This window comes from uncultured Georgenia sp. (assembly GCF_937958535.1).
Classification (GTDB): domain Bacteria; phylum Actinomycetota; class Actinomycetes; order Actinomycetales; family Actinomycetaceae; genus Oceanitalea.
In genome coordinates this window covers 1-22,123 of record NZ_CALGNQ010000200.1, presented here as the reverse complement: position 1 = coordinate 22,123, position 22,123 = coordinate 1, and the positions used below count along the sequence as shown (strand labels likewise).

The 22,123-nt window shown below is 73.9% G+C and carries 14 protein-coding genes; 11 read left to right on the top strand and 3 right to left on the bottom strand.

Annotated elements, in window-relative coordinates:
• Positions 1 to 28: 28 nt before the first annotated feature.
• The gene (locus tag Q0195_RS10620; protein WP_299278138.1) at positions 29 to 619 is read left to right on the top strand and encodes a thymidine kinase; all 591 of its coding nucleotides are present in this window, start codon (positions 29 to 31) and stop codon (positions 617 to 619) included.
• Positions 620 to 694: 75 nt separating this feature from the next.
• On the top strand, positions 695 to 1,396 hold the full coding sequence (locus Q0195_RS10615) for a hypothetical protein (protein ID WP_299278136.1): 702 nt from the start codon (positions 695 to 697) through the stop codon (positions 1,394 to 1,396).
• A gap of 81 nt (positions 1,397 to 1,477) precedes the next feature.
• Here Q0195_RS10615 and Q0195_RS10610 read toward each other — a convergent pair whose 3' ends face one another.
• Both Q0195_RS10610 and Q0195_RS10605 read right to left on the bottom strand, forming a co-directional pair.
• On the bottom strand, positions 1,478 to 1,987 hold the full coding sequence (locus Q0195_RS10610) for an FABP family protein (RefSeq protein WP_299278134.1): 510 nt from the start codon (positions 1,985 to 1,987) through the stop codon (positions 1,478 to 1,480).
• A 50-nt stretch (positions 1,988 to 2,037) separates the two neighbouring features.
• Positions 2,038 to 2,970: an EamA family transporter gene (locus Q0195_RS10605; protein ID WP_299278132.1), complete on the bottom strand. Its 933-nt coding sequence runs from the start codon at positions 2,968 to 2,970 to the stop codon at positions 2,038 to 2,040.
• A 102-nt stretch (positions 2,971 to 3,072) separates the two neighbouring features.
• Between Q0195_RS10605 and Q0195_RS10600 the strand changes: the two genes are divergently transcribed.
• Complete coding sequence (locus tag Q0195_RS10600) at positions 3,073 to 3,474, top strand: universal stress protein (protein ID WP_299278129.1); 402 nt, start codon at positions 3,073 to 3,075, stop codon at positions 3,472 to 3,474.
• Here Q0195_RS10600 and Q0195_RS10595 read toward each other — a convergent pair.
• Positions 3,458 to 4,414, bottom strand: coding sequence for an ornithine cyclodeaminase family protein (locus Q0195_RS10595; protein WP_299278126.1), 957 nt, complete (start codon positions 4,412 to 4,414; stop codon positions 3,458 to 3,460). The genes Q0195_RS10600 and Q0195_RS10595 overlap by 17 nt on opposite strands.
• Before the next feature lie 160 nt (positions 4,415 to 4,574).
• Here Q0195_RS10595 and Q0195_RS10590 point away from each other — a divergent pair, with 160 nt between their 5' ends.
• From Q0195_RS10590 to Q0195_RS10555, 8 genes are all read left to right on the top strand, one after another.
• Positions 4,575 to 8,048 carry a bifunctional proline dehydrogenase/L-glutamate gamma-semialdehyde dehydrogenase gene (locus tag Q0195_RS10590; protein ID WP_299278123.1) on the top strand — a complete coding sequence of 1,158 codons (3,474 nt, stop codon included), beginning with the start codon at positions 4,575 to 4,577 and terminating at the stop codon, positions 8,046 to 8,048.
• A gap of 361 nt (positions 8,049 to 8,409) precedes the next feature.
• Entirely contained in the window at positions 8,410 to 10,272 is a 1,863-nt protein-coding gene (locus Q0195_RS10585) for an ABC transporter substrate-binding protein (protein WP_299278121.1), read from the top strand.
• 195 nt (positions 10,273 to 10,467) lie between these two features.
• Positions 10,468 to 11,991, top strand: coding sequence for an ABC transporter permease (locus tag Q0195_RS10580; protein WP_299278119.1), 1,524 nt, complete (start codon positions 10,468 to 10,470; stop codon positions 11,989 to 11,991).
• A 55-nt stretch (positions 11,992 to 12,046) separates the two neighbouring features.
• Positions 12,047 to 13,075, top strand: a complete 1,029-nt coding sequence (locus tag Q0195_RS10575) for an ABC transporter permease (protein ID WP_299278116.1) — start codon at positions 12,047 to 12,049, stop codon at positions 13,073 to 13,075.
• Positions 13,075 to 14,826 carry an ABC transporter ATP-binding protein gene (locus Q0195_RS10570; RefSeq protein WP_299278114.1) on the top strand — a complete coding sequence of 584 codons (1,752 nt, stop codon included), beginning with the start codon at positions 13,075 to 13,077 and terminating at the stop codon, positions 14,824 to 14,826. Before Q0195_RS10575 ends, Q0195_RS10570 begins: the two co-directional genes overlap by 1 nt.
• 18 nt (positions 14,827 to 14,844) lie before the next feature.
• Positions 14,845 to 18,042 (top strand): FtsX-like permease family protein, encoded by a 3,198-nt coding sequence (locus Q0195_RS10565; protein WP_299278111.1) that lies wholly within the window; start codon positions 14,845 to 14,847, stop codon positions 18,040 to 18,042.
• Positions 18,039 to 20,831 carry an FtsX-like permease family protein gene (locus Q0195_RS10560; RefSeq protein ID WP_299278109.1) on the top strand — a complete coding sequence of 931 codons (2,793 nt, stop codon included), beginning with the start codon at positions 18,039 to 18,041 and terminating at the stop codon, positions 20,829 to 20,831. The genes Q0195_RS10565 and Q0195_RS10560 overlap by 4 nt, the downstream gene beginning before the upstream one ends.
• Positions 20,832 to 21,080: 249 nt before the next feature.
• Positions 21,081 to 22,123 (top strand): sodium/solute symporter (locus tag Q0195_RS10555; protein WP_299278106.1); only part of this gene is annotated, 1,043 nt, incomplete at its 3' end.

Genomic DNA, 22,123 nt, shown 5'->3' with positions numbered 1-22,123 from the left:
CCCCGGGCATCGGGCCTACCGTGTGACCGTGGACGGTGAGAGGCCGGGACGCCTGCAGGTGGTCTGCGGGCCGATGTTCGCGGGGAAGTCGGAGGAGCTGCTGCGCCGGGTGCGGCGCGCCCGGTTGGCCGGGCTCGCGGTCGAGGTGGTGAACCACGCCTGGGACGTGCGGCACGGAGCCGGGCAGGTCGCCTCGCACGCCGGGCTCAGCGTCCCTGCGCACGCCGTGGCGGACGTTCCCACCCTGCGCCGGCTCGTCGCGGGGCGGTCGCTGGACCTGCTGGCCATCGACGAGGCCCAGTTCTTCGGTCCCGAGCTGGTCCCGGCCGTGGAGGACCTCGTGCGCAGCGGCACCACCGTGGCGGTGGCCGGCCTGTGCGTCACGTTCGACGGCCGGCCCTTCGAGCCGCTCGCCTCGCTCATGGCGCTCGCGGAGGACGTCACCAAGCTCACCGCCGTGTGCACGGTGTGCGGCCGCGACGCCGCCTTCCACCAGCGCACGCAGCCCGACGCCGTCGGCGACGCCACCGTGCCGACCACCGAGCACGTCGGCGGCACCGAGTCCTACCAGGCCCGCTGCCGCCGGCACCTCGAGCTCCCGCAGTACGGCCTGCGCTGACATCGCCGTTCCGGCCCACCGCGGCACGGGAGGCCCTACCCTCGGCCGCATCGGCCCGCGTCGTAGGGGGGACCCATGCGCGTTCTCGTGTCGCTCGCTCTCATCGCCTCCGGCGTGGTCGCGGTGCTGGCCGACGCTCAGCGCTGGTCCCCGGCCTGTGCCGGCGGGTTCGACGAGCTGGACTGCCTCCTCCTCCAGGACCACATGTACGACTTCGCCCTCCCGGCCGAGCCGTGGGTGCCGATCGGCACCAGCGCCCACCTCATGGCGCTGAACTACGCCCTGCTCGCGGTCGCCATGCTCGGGTTCGCCCGGGCGCTCGTCCGGGCGTGGTGGGCCTGGTTCCTCGGCGCGCCGTTCGCGCTGTCGTTCGTGGTGCTGGCGGTGACGACGTACCGCTCGGCCATCGCCGGGCGGGTGGTGGAGCCCGATGGGTTCGGGTACGACGTCGCGCTGTACACCTACATCCTCCCGTGGCCCGCTGCACTGCTCCTGGGGTCCGCGGTGGGCGGCTTGCCGCTGCGGTCCTCCGTCGTGAGGGGAGCGCGGGCCGTGGCGGCGCCGGTGCTGCTCGCGCTCACGTCGCCGTTCCCGCTCTACTTCGTCGCGAGCATCGCGGTCTTCTACGCCTCGCACGACACCTCGCCGTGGGACGTCGCGGTCGGGGGCGTGCTCACCGCCCTCGCCGGTCTCGCGCTGCTCACCGCGCGACGGCACGTCCCCGAGCCCGAGTGGCCACGGCCGCGCCGTCCGAGCGCCCCGCTGACCATCGTGTGACCGTGGCCGGTGGCGTCCGGTCGCCGGTCGGGCCGGCGCCCCGGAGGTGGGGCCGGGCACGCGCACAAGACCGGCGCGTCGTCAGCATCGTCGCGCCCCGCTGGGCGCCGCCGCCCGCACCGGCTGCCGGGCGAGCACCGACGTGAGGTGGCGGGTGAGCGGCACCCCCACCGCCGCCATGTCGAGCTCGGTGCGCAGCTCGTCACCGCGCAGCCGCAGCCGGCGCACCGTGCGGTCCACCGGCCGGGCCGTCGCCGCGTTGAGCACCCGTGACCGCAGCTCGGCCGAGAAGCCGTCCGGCTCCGGGGTGAGGGGCCCCTCCGCGAGCTCCGTCTGCCCCGTGGGCAGGGCCAGGACGAACTCCGCCGTGCCGTCGCCCGGCACCCTGAGGTAGCCGGTCTCCACGTGCATCGGGGCGCCGTCCGGCGACCACGTGCGCTGGGCGTAGTGGAGGAAGGGCTTGCCGACGTCGGTGAAGACGAGCTCCTCGGTGTACTCGAAGGGCTCGGTCGTCGGGTACTCGCCGCGACCGGGGCCCCGCCAGGTGCCGACGAGCCCGGCCACCGGTGCGAGGTTCGGGTGCAGGCTCATACCGCGACCATAGGCCCCGACGGCGGACCCCCGGCTGGGCCCTTCGTCTCCTACCGGGCGTCCGTCGCCGCGCCCCGAACCGCTCCGGTCGGACGGGGCGTGGTCCGCGGCGCGAGGACGACGAGTGCCGCGGCGATCGTCGCCAACCCCATCCACCCGACGGCGGGGAGCCGTTCCCCGACCACGACGACGGCGAGCAGCGCCGCCACCGCGGGCTCGGCCAGCGTGAGTGTCGTGGCGGTGCTGGGCGTGACGTGGGTGAGCCCGTAGCCGAACAGCAGGTAGCCGAGGAACATCGGCACCAGCGCCATGTACGCCGCCACGCCGAACGCCTGGGGCGAGGCGACCAGCGGCGCACCGGTGAGGAGCAGCACCGGTAGCAGCAGCGCACCGCCCAGCCCGAACACGGCCCCCATCGCCGCCGCCCGACCGACCCGGCGCCACAGGAGACGGTGCACCGTCCAGGAGTAGGTCGCGTAGGTGCTCCCCGCGACGAGGCCCAGCCCGACACCGCCGAGCACCGCCGGGGTCGACGCCGCCGCGCCGCCCGGGCCGCTCAGGCAGAGCAGCGCGCTGCCCACGATGCCGAGGGCCGCCGCCACCGCCCACCGCCTGCTCAGCGTGCGGCCCTCGACCACCCGCTCGAGGAGCCCGGACGCGAGCGGTGCGGACGCGAGCGAGACGACGGTGCCGACGGCGACCCCGGCCAGACGCATCGAGCTGTAGAACGCCAGTGGGTAGACCGCCACCGCGGCCGCGCCGACCCAGACCGTCCGGCCGTCCGCCCGCAGCCGCGGCCACTCCCGGCGCAGCGCCGGCACCGCGACCACCGCCTGGAGCAGCCCGCCCACCCCCAGCGCCGCCGCGCCGATCGCCAGCGGCCCGGCGGCCGGGGCGAAGGTGGCGGCCGTGCCGGTGGTGCCCCACAGCACCGACGTGACGAGGACGGCGGCCACCCCGGCGGCGTGGCCACGCGCGCTCACCGTGACCTCCCGTGGCGCACGATCCGGGACCAACTGCCCACGTCCCGTCGTCCGGCGCTGGGATGATCGCGGTGCAACGTCGCCCCTACACGAGGAGTCACCGTGCCGATCGTCGTCGGGTACATCCCCACCCCGGAAGGCCGCGCCGCGCTGCAGCACGCCGCCGAGGAGGCCGAGCTGCGCCGCACCAGGCTCGTCGTCGTCGGCTCCCGGCACGGCGGGCCGGACATGGACGCCCAGGAGGTCGCCCGCTTCGACGTCTCCCTCGCCGAGGCCAAGGCGCGCCTCGACGAGCTCGGGGTCCAGGCCACGGTGCGCGGTTTCGTGCGCGGCATGGAGCCGGCCGAGGACATCGTCGCGGCCGCCGAGGAGGAGAACGCACGCGCGATCGTCATCGGCATCCGCAAGCGGAGCCCGATCGGCAAGCTCATCCTCGGCTCCACCGCCCAGCGGGTCCTGCTCGACGCTACCTGCCCGGTCATCGCGGTCAAGCCCGGGACGTGACGGTCGCCTCGTAGACGACGGTCGCCAGGACGAGGTCCTCCCAGGACATCCCCACCGCGGTGTAGAGCGCGGGCCGCCCCGGCGTGCGGCGAAAGCCGCCGGTGACGAGGTCACGCAGGTTCGGCGGCGCGACCCGGCGCCAGTGCGCGGCGTCCGCCACCGACAGCAGGTTGCCCGACTCGCGCCACGCCGACTCCCGGCCCTCCACCACGACGTCGCAGCGGCGCACGAGCGTGGCGTCGACCTCCCGGACGTCGGGCCCGTGCGCACCGACCGACGCGACGACGGCGTGGTCGGCCGGCAGGGAGCCGTCGAACACCGGCTCCGCCGACGAGGTGACGCACAGGACGACGTCGGCCGCGCGCACCGCCGCGTCGCGCTCCCCGGGCGCGACTGCCACGCCCTCCGCGGCCAGGGTCGCGACGAGCGCCTCCACCCGCTCCGCGCGGCGCCCGACGACGGTGAACGTCGCCGCCGGGAACACCGTGCGCGCGGCCCGCACGTGCTCCAGCGCCTGCACACCCGCGCCGAGGACGACGACGTGCGGCGTGGTGGGGAAGTCGCCCGCCCCGGGTGCCGCCGCGATGTGCTTGACGGCGGTGAGCGTGGTGGCCGGGGTGCGCACCGCGGTGAGCGCCGCGCCGTCGAGCGCCGCGAGCGGGGCGAGCGTGGCGGAGTCGAAGAGCAGGTAGACGCCCTGGATCTTCTCCAGCCCGCGGGCGGGGTTGAGCGGTGCGACCGTGGCGACCTTGACCCCGCTGTACCGCTGCCCGGTGGAGGGCATGAGGAGGAGCTCCCCGTCCGGTGCGGGGCTGCAGAGCCGCGGGCTGTCGGTCTCCGGGTCGACGGCGGTGCGGAGCGCGTCCTCGACCGCGGCGATCGCGCGGTCGTAGGGCAGCGCCGCGCGGACGTCGGCGGCGGCGACGAACGGCAGCGACATCTCGGGGGTCCTCTCCTCGGCAGCCTCGGGCGTGCCTGAGCCCGGGCCGCGGCACGGACCACCGTAGCGGGCGCCGGAAAGTCGCAGGTTCCGACCCCCTCTCGTGCTGCGCCGACGGCCCAGGTTTCCTACCGTGGCATCACCCCATGGGAGGAGCCCGATGAGCGCGCAGACCCATCCCGGGACCGGTCCGGTCCCGGCGGACGTGACGGAGCTCGTCCAGGACGCCGTCGACCTCGCCACCGCCTGGCTGGCCGCCACCGACGAGGGCCAGACCCGCGCCGAGCGCGCGGCCTCGGAGCAGCTCGCCGCCCTCGTCAGCGACCCCGAGGGCCTCGACCTCGCCGTCCGCTTCGTCGACCGCGTCGCCCGTCCCGAGGACGTGCGCGTCGCCGCCCGCGAGCTGGCCCGCATCTCGGCCGGTGCCGCCCGTTTCCTCGGCCCCGTCGACCGGCTCCTCCTCGGCGCGGGCGCGCTGGCCGCCCCGCTCGCCCCGCAGCTCGTCGTGCCCCTGGCGCGCCGGCGGCTGCGCCAGATCGTGGGTCACCTCGTCGTCGACGCCCACGACCCCGCCCTCGCCGGCCACCTCGAGCGGGCACGCCGGGAGGGCTTCCGGCTCAACATCAACCTCCTCGGCGAGGCGGTCCTCGGCGAGGCCGAGGCCCAGTCCCGGGCCGACCGCACCCGCGCCCTGCTCGAGCGCGAGGACGTCGACTACGTGTCCATCAAGGTCTCCTCCCTCGTCTCCCAGATCACCACGTGGGACACCCGGGGCACGGTGGAGCGGGTGCTGGAGCGCCTGCGCCCGCTCTACCGTGCCGCCGCAGCCCGCACACCCCAGGCCTTCGTCAACCTCGACATGGAGGAGTACCGCGACCTCGACCTCACCCTCGAGGTCTTCACCGCGCTGCTCTCCGAGCCGGAGTTCGCCGACCTCGAGGCGGGCATCGTGCTCCAGGCCTACCTGCCCGACTCCGTCGCCGCGCTCGAGCGGCTCGTCGCCTTCGCCCGGGAGCGCCGGGCCGCCGGGCACGCCGGGATCAAGATCCGCTTCGTCAAGGGCGCCAACCTGTCCATGGAGCGGGTCGAGGCGGAGCTCCACGGCTGGGAGCAGGCGCCCTACCCGTCCAAGGCGGACGTCGACGCCAACTACCTGCGCCTCGTCGAGCGCGCCCTGCGCCCCGAGCTCGCCGGGGCGCTGCGCATCGGTGTCGCCTCGCACAACCTCTACGACGTCGCCCTGGCCCACCTCCTCGCCGAGCGGCGCGGCGTGGGCGCCATGCTCGACGTCGAGATGCTCCAGGGCATGGCCCCCTCCCAGGCACGGGCCGTGAAGGACGCGGTGGGCGCCGTCCTCCTCTACACCCCCGTCGTCGCCCCCGAGGACTTCGACGTCGCCGTCTCCTACCTCGTGCGCCGGCTGGAGGAGAACGCCCAGCCGCAGAACTTCCTGCGCGCCCTGTTCGCCGAGCCGGGCGAACGAGCGCCGGCGATGGCCGACCAGGAGGCCCGCTTCCGCGCCTCGGTCCGGGACCTCGCCACCGTCTCCGCCGCCCGCCGGCGCACCCCCGACCGGGAGCCGGCGGGCCCCACCTTCACCAACACCACCGACGCCGACCCGGCACTGCCCGAGGTCCGCACCTGGGCCGCCGAGCGGCTGCGCGCCCGGCCCGCGACACCCCGGTCCCCGGTGCTTGGGTCCGTCGCCGAGGTGGACGACGTCGTCGCCCGCGCGCGGGGCGCCCAACCCGGCTGGGCCGCGAGACCCGCCGCCGAGCGGGCACAGCTGCTGCGCCGCGCCGCCGACGAGCTCGAGGTGCGCCGCGGCGAGCTCATCACCCAGATGGCCGCCGAGGGCGGCAAAACCATCGAGCAGGCCGACCCCGAGGTCTCCGAGGCCATCGACTTCGCCCGTTACTACGCCGACCGCGCGCTCGAGCTCGAACCCGGAGCCTCGCTCCACACCGACGGCGCCCGCTTCGTGCCCGACGTCCTCACCCTCGTCACCCCGCCGTGGAACTTCCCCGTCGCGATCCCCATCGGCGGGGTGCTCGCCGCGCTGGCGGCGGGCAGCGCCGTGGTCATCAAGCCGGCGCCGCCGGTCCCCGGCTGCACCGAGATCGCCGTCGCGGCACTGCACGCCGCCGGGATCCCCGACGACGTCCTCCAGGTGGTGCGCACCGACGAGGGCGAGGTCGGGCGCGCACTCGTCGCCCACGAGGGCGTCGACACCGTCGTGCTCACCGGCGCCGCCGAGACCGCCGAGCTGTTCAGCTCCTGGCGCGCGGGACGGCCCGGCGGGCCCCGGGTGCTGGGCGAGACGTCCGGGAAGAACGCCCTGGTCATCACCCCCGCCGCGGACTACGACCTCGCCGTCGCCGACCTCGTCAAGAGCGCCTACGGCCACGCCGGGCAGAAGTGCTCGGCGGCCTCGTTGGCGATCCTCGTCGGCTCGGCGGGCCACTCCGAGCGGCTGCTGCGCCAGCTCGTGGACGCCGTCCGCTCGCTGCGTGTCGGCTGGCCGACCAACCTCGGACCCACGATGGGCCCGGTCATCGAGCCCCCCACCGGCAAGCTGCGGCGGGCGCTGACCACCCTGGAGCTGGGGGAGCGGTGGCTGGTGGAGCCCTACCAGCTCGACGGCTCGGGGCGGCTGTGGTCCCCGGGCCTGAAGGACGGCGTCGCCCCCGGCTCCTTCTTCCACCTCACCGAGTGCTTCGGGCCGGTCCTGGGCATCATGCGTGCCGCGACCCTCGACGAGGCGATCGAGCTGCAGAACGCCACCGCCTACGGCCTCACCGGCGGGCTGCACTCGCTGGACGAGGAGGAGATCGAGCACTGGCTCGCGCACGTCGAGGTCGGCAACGCCTACGTCAACCGGCACATCACCGGCGCCATCGTCCGCCGGCAGTCCTTCGGCGGGTGGAAGGCCTCCGGTGTGGGACCGGGTGCCAAGGCGGGCGGCCCGAACTACGTCGCCCAGCTCGGCCACTTCGCGCTGGACGGGCTGCCCACCCGCACCGCGGAACCGGGCGCCGAGGTGCGCGCCGCGCTCGCCGATCTCCGCACCCTCGTCACCGACGACGCCGAGCGCACCTGGCTGGAGCGGGCGGTCGGCTCCGACGCCGCCGCCTGGGAGGCGGAGGTCGGGCAGGAGCAGGACCACACCGGCCTGCGCGCCGAGGCCAACATCTTCCGCTACCGCCCCGTGCCGGTGCTGGTGCGCACCGTGCCCGGTGTCGCGCCGGTCGAGCTCGTCCGGGTGCTCCTCGCCGCCCTCGCCGCCGGGACCCCGGTGCGGGTCAGCCTCGACCCGGTGACGAGCGCGACGCTCAAGGCCCTCGACGGCCCGCAGGCCCGGGCCGGGCTGCGGCGGCTGGCGCGCCACGTCGTGCGCGGGGAGACGGACGCCGAGCTCCTCGACCGGGTCCGCGCCGAGGGCGTGGAACGAGTGCGTGTCGTCGGGGAGGGGCCCGCGGCCGACGCGCTCGTCGACGCCCTGTGGTCACCGGCGGTCAGCGTCGTCGCCGGACCGGTGCTCGCCACCGGCCGACGCGAGCTGCTCGCGATGCTCCGGGAGCAGGCCGTCTCGCGCACGCTGCACCGCTTCGGCCACCTCCCGGGCCAGGTCTGAGCGGGCACACCGGCACACCCGTGCACCGCGTCGGCCACCTCCCGGGCCGGGTCTGAGCGGGCTCCCCGGCACACCGGGCACCGTTCCGGCCCCATTCCGGGCCGGGTCCGAGCAGGCCCCGGCACACCCGGATGTGCCGCCCCGAGCGCCCCGTCGCGAGTGGCGGGCATCACGCTGTCCGGATGGTGAGATTCTCCCCACACCCTGTCTCAAGTCCATAACGAATGTGTTGCGAGTCTGTGGTGAGTGCCCTAACCGCCGTTCGTGCGTGTGTACCGTGACGGCACCTCGGCGTGTACCGCGGCACGCCCACCGGCACCCCGGTGCCGCCGCGGCACGCCAAACGCATCCAGGAGGAACATTGAAGATCAGGCGTACAGCCCAGGCTGCCGCCGTCCTCGCGGCTGGCTCGCTCGTCCTCGCGGCGTGCACCAGCCCGAGCGACGACGACGGCGACACGGGCACCACCGGCGACGACGCGACCCAGACCGAGGACGCCGGCGGGGACACCGGCACGGAGAGCACTGCCAAGGCGGACCTGGGCGACATCCAGACCGTCGAGGGCAACATCTTCTACTCGACCGGCCAGGACGAGTTCACCGGCTACAACTCCAAGACGGCGGACACGTACAGCACGTACAACAACGTCATCATGGACCGCATCCTGCCGGAGGGCTTCTTCTACTTCGGCACCGACGGCACCATCTACGAGAACGAGCACTTCGGCACCGCCGAGGTCGTCTCGGGCCTCGAGGGCGACGACCCGCTCGTCATCGAGTACACCGTCGCCGACGACGCCGTGTGGTCGGACGGCAACCCGATCGACTACGCGGACTTCCTCATGGAGTGGGTCTCGCAGAACCCGGCGTGGCTCTTCCCCGAGGACGCCGAGACCCCGCCGTTCAACCACGTCTCGGGCACCGACTACACCCAGGTCAACGTGCCGGACGGCCCGCAGGCCGACAGCTTCGACGCCAAGACCTTCACCGTCGAGTACGCCGAGAAGTACCCCGACTGGCGGCTCGTCACCGGCGCCTACCTCTTCCCGGCCCACGTGATCGCCGAGCAGATCGGCATCACCGAGGAGGAGCTCGTCCAGGCCATCTGGGACGAGGACGTCGACACCCTCATGCAGGCCGCGGAGTTCTGGAACACCGGCTGGCTCTCCAGCCCCGGTGAGGTCCCGGACCCGGCCATCGCCCCCTCCGGCAACGCCTACCAGTTCAAGGAGGGCGGCTGGACCGCCGGCCAGTCGATCACGATCGAGGCCAACCCCAACTACTGGGGCCCGCCGCCGGCCACCGAGGAGCTGACCTTCCGCTTCCTCGACGCCTCCGGCCACGTCCAGGCCCTGCAGAACGGTGACCTCAACGTCATCGAGCCGCAGGCCACGGTCGACACCCTGCCCCAGCTCGAGGCCCTCGGTGACCTCGTCGAGATCCAGACCGGCGCCGAGCTGACCTGGGAGCACCTGGACTTCAACTTCCGCGAGAGCAGCGCGTTCTCCGAGGAGCAGGGCGGCCTGGCGCTGCGCGAGGCCTTCGCCTACTGCGTGCCGCGCCAGCAGATCGTCGACAACCTCATCAAGCCGATCGACCCCGAGGCCGTCGTCATGAACGCCCGCGAGGTCTTCCCCTTCCAGGACAACTACGACGAGGTCGTCTCGGCCGCCTACGACGGCCGCTACGACGAGGTGAACCTCGAGGAGGCCCAGCGCCTGGTCGAGGAGTCCGGCCTCGAGACCCCGATCGACGTCCGCATCGGCTACTCGGCGCCCAACCCGCGCCGCACCAACGAGGTCGAGCTCATCAAGTCGAGCTGTGACCAGGTCGGCTTCAACATCATCGACGTCGGCTCGCAGGACTTCTTCTCCAACGCGCTGCCGGCCGGTGACTACGAGGTCGCCCTCTTCGCGTGGGCCGGCTCGGGCCAGATCGCCTCGGGCCAGAACATCTACTCCACCGGCTACCCGCAGAACTACGGGCAGTACTCCAACGAGACGGTGGACCAGGCCTGGACGGCCCTGTCCGCCTCGCTCGACCCGGAGGTCCACCTCGAGCAGACGAAGATCATCGAGAAGGAGCTGTGGGACACCCTCTTCGGTATCCCCGTCTTCGCCCACCCGGGTGTCGTCGCGCACACGGCGGGCATGCAGAACGTCCGCCACACCGCCACCCAGAACCAGGTGGCGTGGAACGCGGAGCAGTGGCTCCTCGCTGAGTGACCCGCAACCTGAGGTGATCGTCACTCCGGTCACCTGAGACACGCGGAATCATGCCGGTGGGGCAGAGGGGAAGGCCCCTCTGCCCCACCGGCTCGCGTGTACGGTGCTACGACGTGACTCTCGGAGCCGGTCCGGGTCCCACAAGGACAGGGCTAGGCTGACCGGGCTCACCTGGAAGACCCGAAGGGCAAGCTCGTGATCAAGTTCATCCTGCGCAGGCTGGGAATATCCTTCCTCGTCCTGCTCGGTGGGTCCCTCCTCATGTTCGTCCTCACCATCAACTCGGGCGACCCCCTGGAGGACCTGCGGGAGTCCAACGACCCCAACCGTGACAACCTCATGGCCCAGCGCATCGCCAACATGCGCCTGGACGACCCGTGGTACGAGCGGTACGGCGCCTGGCTGGCCGGGGTGGGCAAGTGCGTCGTCGGCGCCTGCGACCTCGGGCTCAACCGCGCCGGGATCCCGGTCATCGACCTCGTGGGCAGCGCCGCCTCGGCCACCCTGCGCCTGGTCGTGCTGGCCACGCTGCTCGCCATCGTCATCGGCATCGGCGTGGGCATCCTCACCGCCATCCGGCAGTACTCCGGCTTCGACTACATCGTCACCTTCTTCGCCTTCATGCTGTACTCCCTGCCGGTCTTCTGGGCCGCGGTGCTGCTCAAGGAGTACGGGGCGATCCGCTTCAACGACTGGATCGCCGACCCCGACCTCGCCATCTGGCAGATCGCTCTCGCCGCGCTCGTCCTCGCCCTCATCGTCGCGGGCTCCCTCGGCGGCGACGCCCGCCGCCGGCTCCTCACCGGCGGGTCCACCTTCCTCTTCGTCTTCGCCGCGATGACGTACTTCGACGCCGTCAACTGGTACCGCCAGCCGGCACTGGGCATCGGCGTCGTCGCGCTCGTCTCGATCGGTGCGGCCCTGCTCATCGTCATGCTGAGCTCGGGCCTGGGGAACAAGAACGTCCTGTACGCCGCGCTCACCACGGTGGCCGCCGGCATCGTCGGCTACTTCGTCTTCCAGGGCCTGCTCGACGAGCCGAGCTGGGGCATCCTCATCGGGCTGTTCGGCCTCGCCATCGTCGTCGCGGTCGTCAGCGGCGCGCTGTGGGGCGGCTACTCCCGCCGCATGGCGATCTGGGTCTCGGTGGCCACGGCCACGGTCATGAGCATCACCGTCGTCGTCGACAAGGCGCTGTCCAGCTGGGCGAGCTACCTCGCCACCATCCGCAACGGCCGCCCCATCTCCACCATCGGCGCCGAGACCCCGGGGTACGACGGCACGTTCTGGCAGGAGTTCCTCGACAAGGGCACCCAGCTGCTGCTGCCGACCATCCTCCTCACCCTCATCTCGGTGGCCAACTACAGCCGCTACACCCGGTCCTCGATGCTCGAGGTGCTCGAGCAGGACTACGTGCGCACCGCCCGGTCCAAGGGCCTGTCCGAGCGGGTGGTCATCACCAAGCACGCCTTCCGCAACGCCCTCATCCCGATCACCACGATCGTCGCCTTCGACTTCGCCGGCCTCATCGGTGGCGCGGTCCTCACCGAGACGGTCTTCGGGTGGAAGGGCATGGGCGAGCTCTTCCGCACCGGGCTCGTCCAGGTCGACCCCGGGCCGGTCATGGCCTTCTTCCTCGTCACCGGCACCGCCGCCGTCGTGATGAACATGCTGGCCGACATCGCCTACGCCTTCCTCGACCCGCGGATCCGACGGTGACCGCCGTGAACGACGCAGGCACCCGTACTACCCGCCCCGCGACCCGGAGGCATCGATGAGAAGGTTCAGGAAGAACGACCGGCCGGAGCACATCGTCCCCCAGCCGGCCACGCAGGGCGCCGACCCGGGCACCGTGCAGAACGTCGACCCGCTGTCCGTCGAGGAGGACCTCGAGGGCAAGACCGACAAGTCCTACTCCCAGGGACAGCTCGTGCTGCGCCGCTTCCTGCGGCACCGCGGCGCCATGGTCTCCCTCGGCGTGCTGATCTTCATCACGCTGCTGTCCTACACCTCGATCGGGTTCGGGCCCTTCCCCGGCTGGTGGAAGCACGACTACACGCTCGCCGCCTCCGTCGTCGACGGCGGACGGCCGACGCTGAGCCTGTGGCCCTTCCAGATCGGGGAGCACCCCTTCGGGCAGGACAACGTCGGCAAGGACTTCTTCGCCCTCGTCATGCGCGGGACCCAGCGCTCGCTCATCATCGCGCTCGTCGTCGGCATCGTCTCCACCCTCATCGGGACCGCGATCGGTGCCGCCGCGGGCTACTTCCGCGGCTGGATCGAGTCCCTGCTCATGCGGCTGACGGACCTGCTCATCGTCATCCCGCTGCTCGTGCTGGCCGCCGTGCTCGGCCAGATCAGCGGCGGCTCCATCTGGCTGCTGGCGATCATGCTCGGTGTCGTCACCTGGACCGGCCTGGCCCGGCTCGTGCGCGGTGAGGTCCTCTCCCTGCGGGAGCGCGAGTTCGTCGCCGCCGCCCGGGCCGTGGGCACCTCGCCGTGGCGGATCATCGTCAAGCACATCCTGCCGAACACGCTGGGCACCATCATCGTCTCGGCCACGCTGTCGATCGCGGCCGCGATCCTGCTGGAGACCTCACTGTCCTTCCTCGGCTTCGGCGTGCAGCCCCCGGACACCTCCCTCGGCGTCCTCATCAACACCTACCAGGCCTCCTTCACCTCCCGGCCGTGGCTGTTCTGGTGGCCCGGCATCTTCATCCTCGGCATCGCGCTGAGCGTCAACTTCATCGGCGACGGCCTGCGCGACGCCTTCGACCCCCGCCAGAACAGGAACAAGGACTGATGAGCACCTCCCAGCAGTTCCGCGAGCCGGTCCTCACCTTCTCCGACCTCGACGTCCGGTTCCGCACCGAGTTCGGCTCCGTCCACGCCGTCAAGGGCGTGTCGCTCGACGTCAAGCCCGGCGAGGTCGTCGCCCTCGTCGGCGAGTCCGGCTCGGGCAAGTCCGTGACGTCGATGACCGCCCTGGGGCTGCTCCCGAGCAACGCCCGCACCGGCGGCCGGGTCCAGGTCGGCGACAACAGCGTGCGCGACCTCGACGAGCGAGCGCTGCGCCGCATGCGCGGCAACGACGTCGCCATGGTGTTCCAGGAGCCGATGACGGCGCTCAACCCGGTGCTCACCATCGGCACCCAGCTCACCGAGGCGCTCGAGCTGCACGGCATCGCCTTCGGCAAGGCGGCCGACGAGCGCGCGGTCGAGCTGCTCCGCATGGTCGGCATCCCCGAGCCGGAGCGGCGCCTCAAGCAGTACCCGCACGAGCTGTCCGGCGGCCAGCGTCAGCGCGTGGTCATCGCGATCGCGATCAGCTGCGACCCCAAGGTCATCATCGCCGACGAGCCGACCACCGCGCTGGACGTCACGGTCCAGGCCGACATCCTCGACCTCCTCCGGTCGCTGAAGGACAAGCTCAACACCGGCATCCTCCTCATCACCCACAACATGGGCGTGGTCGCCGACATGGCCGACCGGGTCGCGGTGATGTTCAAGGGCAACATCGTCGAGACCGGGACCGTGGAGCAGGTGCTGCGGCACCCCACCCACCCGTACACCAAGCGGCTGCTCGACGCCGTGCCCCACCTCGGGCACGGGCGCGACCAGCTCGGCATCGCCGGCGTCGCGGCCCCCGAGCACGACGACAACGAGGTCGACGCGCTGCGCATGGAGAACCTCGTCATCGAGTACCAGCGCGCCGGCAAGCCGCCCTTCCGGGCGGTCGACGACGTCTCCTTCACCGTGCGGCAGGGCGAGGTCGTCGGCCTGGTCGGCGAGTCCGGCTCCGGCAAGTCGACGATCGGCCGCTGCGCACTCGGCCTCATCCCGGCGGCGAGCGGCACCATCCGGCTCTTCGGGCAGGACTTCGGCGCCCTGAGCCGCAAGGAGGCCAAGGCGCTGCGCCGGCGGATCGGCGTGATCTTCCAGGACCCGGCCGCCTCCCTCAACCCGCGGCTGCCGATCGGCGACATCATCGCCGAGCCGATGGTCGTCCACAAGGTCGGGGACCGGCGCTCCCGGGAGCGCAAGGTCCACGAGCTGCTCCAGGCCGTCCACCTGCCGCGCAGCGTGTACAACCGCTACCCGCACGAGCTCTCCGGCGGCCAGCGCCAGCGCGTGTCGGTGGCCCGCGCCCTCGTGCTCGAGCCCGAGCTGCTCGTCGCGGACGAGCCGACCTCGGCGCTGGACGTCTCCGTCCAGGCCAGCGTGCTGTCGATGTTCACCGACCTGCAGCAGCAGTACCGCTTCGCCTGCCTGTTCATCTCCCACGACCTGGCCGTCATCGACATGCTCGCCCACCGCGTCGTCGTCCTGCAGAACGGCCGCGTCGTGGAGAAGGGCAGCCGGGAGGACGTGCTGCAGCGGCCCCAGGAGGAGTACACCCAGCGGCTGCTCGCCGCCGCCCCGGTGCCCGACCCGATCGAGCAGCGGCGCCGTCGCGAGGAGCGCCACGCGCTCCTGCAGTCCTTCGGTGAGCAGGTGAGCGAGCTGCAGCTCGACGCCGGCACGGGCCCGCTGGACGACTCCACCCGGGAGTAGGGGCTGCGTGGTCCGGGGATGAGGGTGGCACGGTTCCTCCTGCGGCGTGCCCGCGCGCAGCTGGGGACCCTGCTCACCCTGCTCGTCCTCGCTGCCACCGTCGCCGCCATCCTCGCCGGGACCATCGGCTACACCCGGGCGGCCGGGGTGTCCACCGTCCGCTCCACCCTCGTCGAGGCACCGGCGCGGGAGGCCGGGATCCAGGTGCAGACCCGGCTCGCGGACGACCCCGACGCCCAGGACGCAGCCGTGCGCGCCACCCTCACCCGGCTGCTCGGCCCCGACCTGGCCGTCAGCCGCGGCCTCTGGACGGAGCCCCTGGGGGCGCGGGCCGGGCAGGAGGAGCTGCGCGTCGTCCTCGCCGAGCCGGTTGCCGACGTCGCGCTCGCCCCGGGGCAGGTGCTCGTCCCGGAGCAGGTGGCCGGCGAGCTCCCGCCGGGTGCCACGCTCGAGGTGCGCGGCACCGCCCTGGAGGTCGCCGGCACCTGGCACCCGACCGACGACCGCGCCTGGTTCGCCGACCCCATGGTCGCCGCGGGCACCGACGGCTCGGCGGTCGGCCCGCTGCTCGCCGACCCGGGCACGGTCACCGAGCTCACCGACGCGCCCTTCGTGCGGTGGACCGTCTACCCCGACCCGGCAGCGCTCACCGTCACCGACCTGCCCGCGCTGGCCACCGGGCTCGCCGACCTCGACTTCGCCCTGGGCGCGGACGACGCGGTCGCCGTCCGCGGGCTGACCGTCACCGGCGGGCTCGCCCAGACCGTCGCCGACCTCGAGGAGGCGACACGCACCGCCGCCGCCGTCGGGCTGGTACCGGTCGCGCTGCTCGGGGTCATCTCGCTCGTCGCGCTGGTCCAGGTGGTCCGTCTGCTCGGGCAGGCCCGGGCCCGGGAGACGGAGATCCTCGTCGCCCGCGGGGCCTCGCCCCGGCAGGTCACGGTGTGGTCGACGGCGGAGCTCGTCGTCGTCGCCCTCGTCGGCTCCGCCGTGGGCACGGTGCTCGCCGCCGTCGTCGTGGGCCGGCTGGACGGCGGTGCCGCCCAGCGCTCGGTCATCGCCGTGAGCGGGCTTACCGTCGCCGTCCTCACCGTCGTGACCGGCGCCGTCGTCACCGGCACCCAGGCCCGGGCCATCGCGCGACGGATGGTCGCCGACCGCTCCGGCCGGGTGCGGGGCGCGGCCGCCGCCGGGACCGTCGTCCTCACCGCCGCGGCCGCCGTGCTCTCCGCCTGGCAGCTGCTCCGGCACGGCACCCCGCTCATCGCCGACGGCGGCGCCGACGCGCTCGCCGTCGTCTCCCTGGGGGCGGTGCTCGCCGCCCTCGCCGTGCTCGCCCTGGCACTGCTCGGGCCGCTGACCCGGCTCATCGCCCGGGTGCGCGAACGGGAGCGCGGGCTCGTCGGTGTGCTCGCCGCGCGGCAGGTCTCCCGGCGGGTGCGCGCCTACGCCGTCCCGCTCGTCCTCGTCGTCCTCGCCGTCGGGGCGACCACCGTCGCCTCGTCGTTCGCCGGTGCCACCACCGTCCAACGCGACCACGTCGCCGCCCTCGCGACCGGTGCCGACGTGCGGGTGACGGTGCCCACCGGTGCCACCTCCCGGCCGGCCGAGCCGCGGGCGCTCTCCGCTGCGCCGTACGCCGAGCTGCCCGGGGTCGCGGGCGCCGGCGCCGTGCTGCGGGGGAGCGGGACGTTCGGTGAGCTCCCGGTCGCCGTCACCGCGCTCGACACCACCCGCACCGAGGAGCTCATGCGGGTCCCCGAGCAGGTCGCCGTCGCGGGCGCCGCCGAGGGGCTCGCCCCCGACGAGGCGGGCATCGCCCTGCCGGCCGGGGCGCAGTCCCTCGAGGTCACGGTGCGGGCCCACCTGGACCACTCCGCGTCCGCCCGGGAGACCCGCGCGGCGGTCGAGGCGCAGTACCGCGAGTACCTCGTCCGGCTCGAGGGACTCAGCGAGGAGGAGGCCGAAGCGGCCCTCGCCGAGCAGCGCGCCCGGCTCGCCGCCGAGGTCTTCACCTTCGCGGCCGCGGTATGGGTGGCCGACGAGGACGGCGCGCTGAGCATGCTCGCGCTCGACCCGCTCTCCGCCGACCCCGACGGCACCGACGGCGTCGTCGGGCCGGAGCCCGCCGAGCACATCCTGCGCGTGCCCCTCCCCGGGCCGGGGAAGTACCGCGTCGTCGCCCTGGACGTCGAGCTCACCGGGCCCCAGACCGGCTCCGACGCCGGCTTCGAGGTCGTGGGCGTCGCGGCCGACGGCCAGGACCTCCCCCTCGAGGGGACCCCCTGGCAGCTCACCGACGCCCTGGGCGCCCGCGACGTCCCCGTCGAGGTGGCCGGCACCCTCGGGGTGCGGGCCGGCCTGGGCACCCCACCCGAGGCGGCCGGCTCGTTCGGGCCGCTGGTGGGCGGGGAGGTTGCCGTGCGCCTCGTCCCCGCCGCCCCCGCCCCCGTGCCCGCCGTCGTCAACGCCGCCCTGGCCACGGCGGGCGACCTCACCGTCGGCGACACGGCCACCGTCGACCTCGCGGGCGCGCGTGTCGACCTCACCGTCGTCGCCGTCGCCGACGCCGTCCCCGGCGGACTGGAGGAGCACGCGCTCCTCGTCGACCTCGCCGCGCTCGGCCACCACGTGCTCGCCCGCCAGGCCAACCCGGTCCTGCCCGGGCAGGTGTGGGTCACCGTCGCCGACGACGCCGCGGCCGCCGACGTCGCCGCCGCGGCCCGCGACCTGGCCGGCCGGGAGGCCGAGGTCGAGATCGCGGGAGAGGGGATGGGCGACTCCGCAGCCTCGGTCCGCCAGGCGTTCTGGATCGTTGCCGCCGGTGCCGTCCTCCTCGCCCTCACCGGCGTGGCCGCCGTCGTCCTCGCGCTCGCTCGGGAGCGCCGCAGCGAGGTCATGGTGCTGCGCGCCCTCGGCCTGCCGCCCGCGGGGCAGGCCCGTACCCGCACCGCCGAGCTGCTCGGGGTCGGCGCGCTCGGCACCGTCCTCGGTGTGCTCGCCGGGTGGGCGGCCGCCGCGCTGCTCGTCCCCACCCTGGCGCGGGCCGCCGCCACCCAGTCCTCCCCGCTCCCGCTCGGCAGCCGCTTCGACCTCCTGCCCGCCCTCGGCGCCCTCGCGGCCCTCGCCGCCGGGCTCGTCGTCGTGGCCGCCGCCGTGGCCGCCCGGGTGCGGGCCCAGGCGCTGGACGCCGAGTACCGCGAGGAGGTGCGATGACCGGGCTGCTCACCCTCGCGCGCCGCCAGGCGCTGGCCCACCGCGCCGTGCCCGTCGCGCTCATCCTCCTCGTCCTCCTCGTGGCGGGCGTCGTCACCGCCTGGCCGCGGCTGCTCGCCGGCGTCGACGACCGGCAGACCACCCACGAGATCTCCGGGGCCAGCCCGCTCGCGCGCGACGTCGTCGCCGTGCTGCCCGACCGCCGGCCCGAGCTCGCCGCACCCGAGCCCGGCACCACCCCGTTCGAGCCCGCCGTGGAGGAGAACCTCGGCGGCGTCCTCGCCGCGCTCGAGGAGCTGCGTGCAGCGCAGCCCGAGCCGCTGCGCAGCATGCTCGGCGACCCGCAGTTCTGGGTCGAGACGGTGCCCTTCTCGGTGCAGCCACCCCCGGACCCGCTCATGGGGACCCAGACCCTCACCCTCAAGCAGGACCCCCAGCTCGCCGACCACGTCGAGCTCGTCGCCGGCCGCTGGCCCGAGCCCCCCACCCCGGTCGACCCCTACGCGGGTCTCACCGAGCAGCAGCGGCTGGCGCTCTCCCTCGACGAGGACACCGCCCTCGTCGCCGCTGCGATCGAGGCGAGCGGTGCGCTCGAGGTGGCCCTGTCGGCGCCCGCCGCGGACATCCTCCAGTGGGAGGTGGGCACCGAGCGGCGCGTCATCGGCAACACCGTCCCGCTGCTCCTCACCGGCACCTTCGAGGCGACCGACCCGGACGCCGGGTTCTGGGCGCACAACCCGAGCTCGGCAGAGCCGCACGTCGTCGACGACCTCAACCTCGGCACGTCCGCCACCGCCGCCGCCTACGTCCACCCCGCCTGGGACGGCACGTTCCCCCCGCAGTTCCCGGTGGGCTCCTTCCGCAGCCGACTGTGGTACCCGCTCCAGGTCGGGGCGCTCTCGGCGCAGGACGTCGCGGCAGCGGCCACCCAGCTCACCCGCTTCACCGCACCGCAGGAGCTGGGCACCACCGCCGCGGACCTCGGCACCGGGCCCGGACCCGAGGTCCGCTTCGCCACCGAGCTCGGCGAGGTGCTCCAGCGCATCCAGCAGCAGCAGGCGGTCACCTCCACCGTGCTGTCGATCGTCGCCGCGGGACCGCTCGGGGTGACGCTCGCGGTCTTCCTCCTCGCCGCCCGGCTGCTGGTGACGCGCCGCCGGTCCGCGCTCGCCCTGCTCGCCGCCCGGGGCGGCTCCGGCCGGCAGCTGCGGTCCATGCTCGCGCTGGAGGGCCTCGTCCTCGCCCTGCCCGCTGCAGCGGCCGGTGCCGCCCTCGCGGTGCTCCTCCTGCCCGGCCGCACCGCCCCCTCCGACCTCGTCCTCACCGGTCTCGTGGCCCTCGTGCCGGCGGCCACGCTCGCCGCCACCCCTCTGCCGGGCGGGCTGCGCGGCACCCGCACGGACCTCGGCACCCGCCGCAGCCGCCGGCGGTGGATCGCCGAGGTGGCCCTCCTCGCGGTCACCGCGGCCGCGCTCGTCCTGCTGCTCCAGCGTGGCGTCGTGCCCGGCACCGGCGAGACCGACGTCCTGCTCACCGCCGTCCCACTCCTCCTCGCGGCGGCGACGTGCGTGGTCGTCATGCGGGTCTACCCGCTACCGGTGCGCGCCCTGGCCGGCGTGTTCCGCCGGCGGCGCGGGGTCACCGCCTTCCTCGGCTCCGCCCGCGCCGTACGCGACCCGGCCGGCGGCCTCACCCCGGCGGTCGCACTCGTCATCGGCGTCTCCGTGGCGATGTTCTCCGCCGTCCTCAGCTCGACGATCGACACCGGCGTGCAGACCACCGCCTGGCGGGAGGTGGGCGCCGACATCCGGCTCACCGGCCCGGTCTTCGACGCGGAGCACACCGCGGAGATCGCCGCGGTCCCGGGCGTCGCCGCCGTCGCGGCGGTGGGCGACGCCGGGACGGTCCCCGTCTCCGGGGAACGGGTCGACGTCACCGTCGTCGACCCCGACGCCGTGCGCGCCGTCCAGGCCGACGCCGTGGGGATCGACCGGCTCCCCGACGCCCTGGCCGGTGGTAGTGACGCGGTGCCGGCGGTGCTCTCCGCCGCCGCGGCCGCCGCGCTCGGCGCCGGTGAGGGCGACACCCTCGAGGCCGCCGTCGGCAGCGGGCTCACCCTCGAGGTGGTCGGCGTCATGGACCGCCTCGCCGGTGCCGCCGGCGGCGGAGGCGTCGTCGTCCCGCAGGACGCGTTCACCGCCGCCACCGGACGCACCGTCCTGCCGCGCACCCTCCTCGTCGCGGTCGCCGACGGTGCGGACACCTCCGCGGTGCTCGACCGCATCCGTGAGGTCGAACCGGTCGCCCGGGCCCAGCACCCCGCGGGCGACGCATCCAACTTCCTCGCCTCCCCGATGGCCGGCGGGATGAACGCGGCCCTCACGGTCGCCGTCGTCCTCAGCCTGGTGCTCGTCGTCGTCGCCGTCGTCATGACCCAGCTCATGGGCGCCCCTGCCCGGGTGCGGCTGCTCGCCGTGCTGCGCACCCTGGGCGTGGACCGGCGGCAGGCGCGGGGGATCGTCGCCTGGGAGCTCGCGCCGCTGGCCGTCGTGTCCGTGGCCGCCGGGGCGGTGCTCGGCGTGCTCGTCCCGTGGGTGGTCCTCGGCGGCATGGACCTGCGGGCCCTCACCGGCGGGGAGGAGCAGCCGGCCCTCGTCGTCGACCCGCTCGTCGTCGGCGGCGTCCTGGGCGGGGTGCTCGCGGTGACCGCGCTCGCCGTCCTCGTCGCGACGGCGACGAGCAGCCGTGCCGACCTCGCCGGCGAGCTGCGGATCGGCGAGGACACCTGAGCCGGACCGGGCACGGCACGTGAGCCGGGTCAGACGTGGCGGCACCGTGAGCCCGATCAGAGGCGCCGGCACCTGAGCCGGGACCCGCCGGCACGTGAGCCGGGTCAGGTGTGGTCATCCGAGCCGGATGAGCCGCGCGGGCGGCTGCGCCGGAGCCAGGTCTCTGAGCGGCCGCAGCGCCTGACACCTGCACCGGACGTGTGGTCCGTGCCACACTGGCGGCACTGGCCGCCCGCCGAGGAGACAACGATGTCCGACAGCACCTACCAGCTGATCTCACTGATCATCTACTTCGTCGCGATGCTCGCCATCGGCTACTACGCCTACCGGCGCACCACCGGCCACGAGGACTACATGCTCGCCGGGCGCCGCCTCAACCCGGTGACCGCCGCCCTGAGCGCGGGCGCCTCCGACATGTCCGGCTGGCTCATGATGGGGCTGCCCGGCGCGATCTACGCCGTCGGCCTCATCGAGAGCTGGATCGCCGTCGGCCTGACGATCGGCGCCTACCTCAACTGGCGCCTCGTCGCGCCCCGGCTGCGTGCCTACACCGAGACGGCGCGGAACTCGATCACCATCCCCAGCTTCTTCGAGAACCGGCTGCACGACCGCTCCCGCTCGCTTCGGGTGGCCTCGGGCGCCATCGTCCTGGTGTTCTTCACCTTCTACGTCTCCTCGATGATGGTCGCGGGCGGGGAGTTCTTCGTCCTCGCCTTCGGCACCTCCTACCTCACCGGGATGCTCATCGTCGTCGCCGTGACGCTGAGCTACACCCTGTTCGGCGGGTTCCTCGCGGCGTCACTCACCGACGTCGTCCAGGGCACGATGATGATGCTGGCGCTGCTCGCCGTCCCGGTCGTCGCAATCACCACGCTCGGCGGCGTCGGCCCCACGCTCGACGCGATCCGGGAGGTCGACACCACGCGCCTGTCCTTCTTCGCCGACGCCGGACTCACCGGCGCCACCGTCATCGGCGTGATCTCGGCCCTGGCCTGGGGCCTGGGCTACTTCGGCCAGCCGCACATCATCGTCCGGTTCATGGCGATGCGGGCCCCCAGCTCGGCCAAGACGGCCCGCCTCGTGGGCATCAGCTGGATGGCCATCTCCCTCGCCGGGGCGGTGGTCGCCGGTCTCATCGGCATCGCCTACTTCCACCGGGCGGGCACCCCGCTGGACAACTCCGAGCACGTGGTCCTCGCCCTCACCCAGGACCTGTTCCACCCGCTCATCGTCGGCTTCGTGTTCGCCGCGGTGCTCGCCGCGATCATGAGCACCGTCTCCAGCCAGCTCAT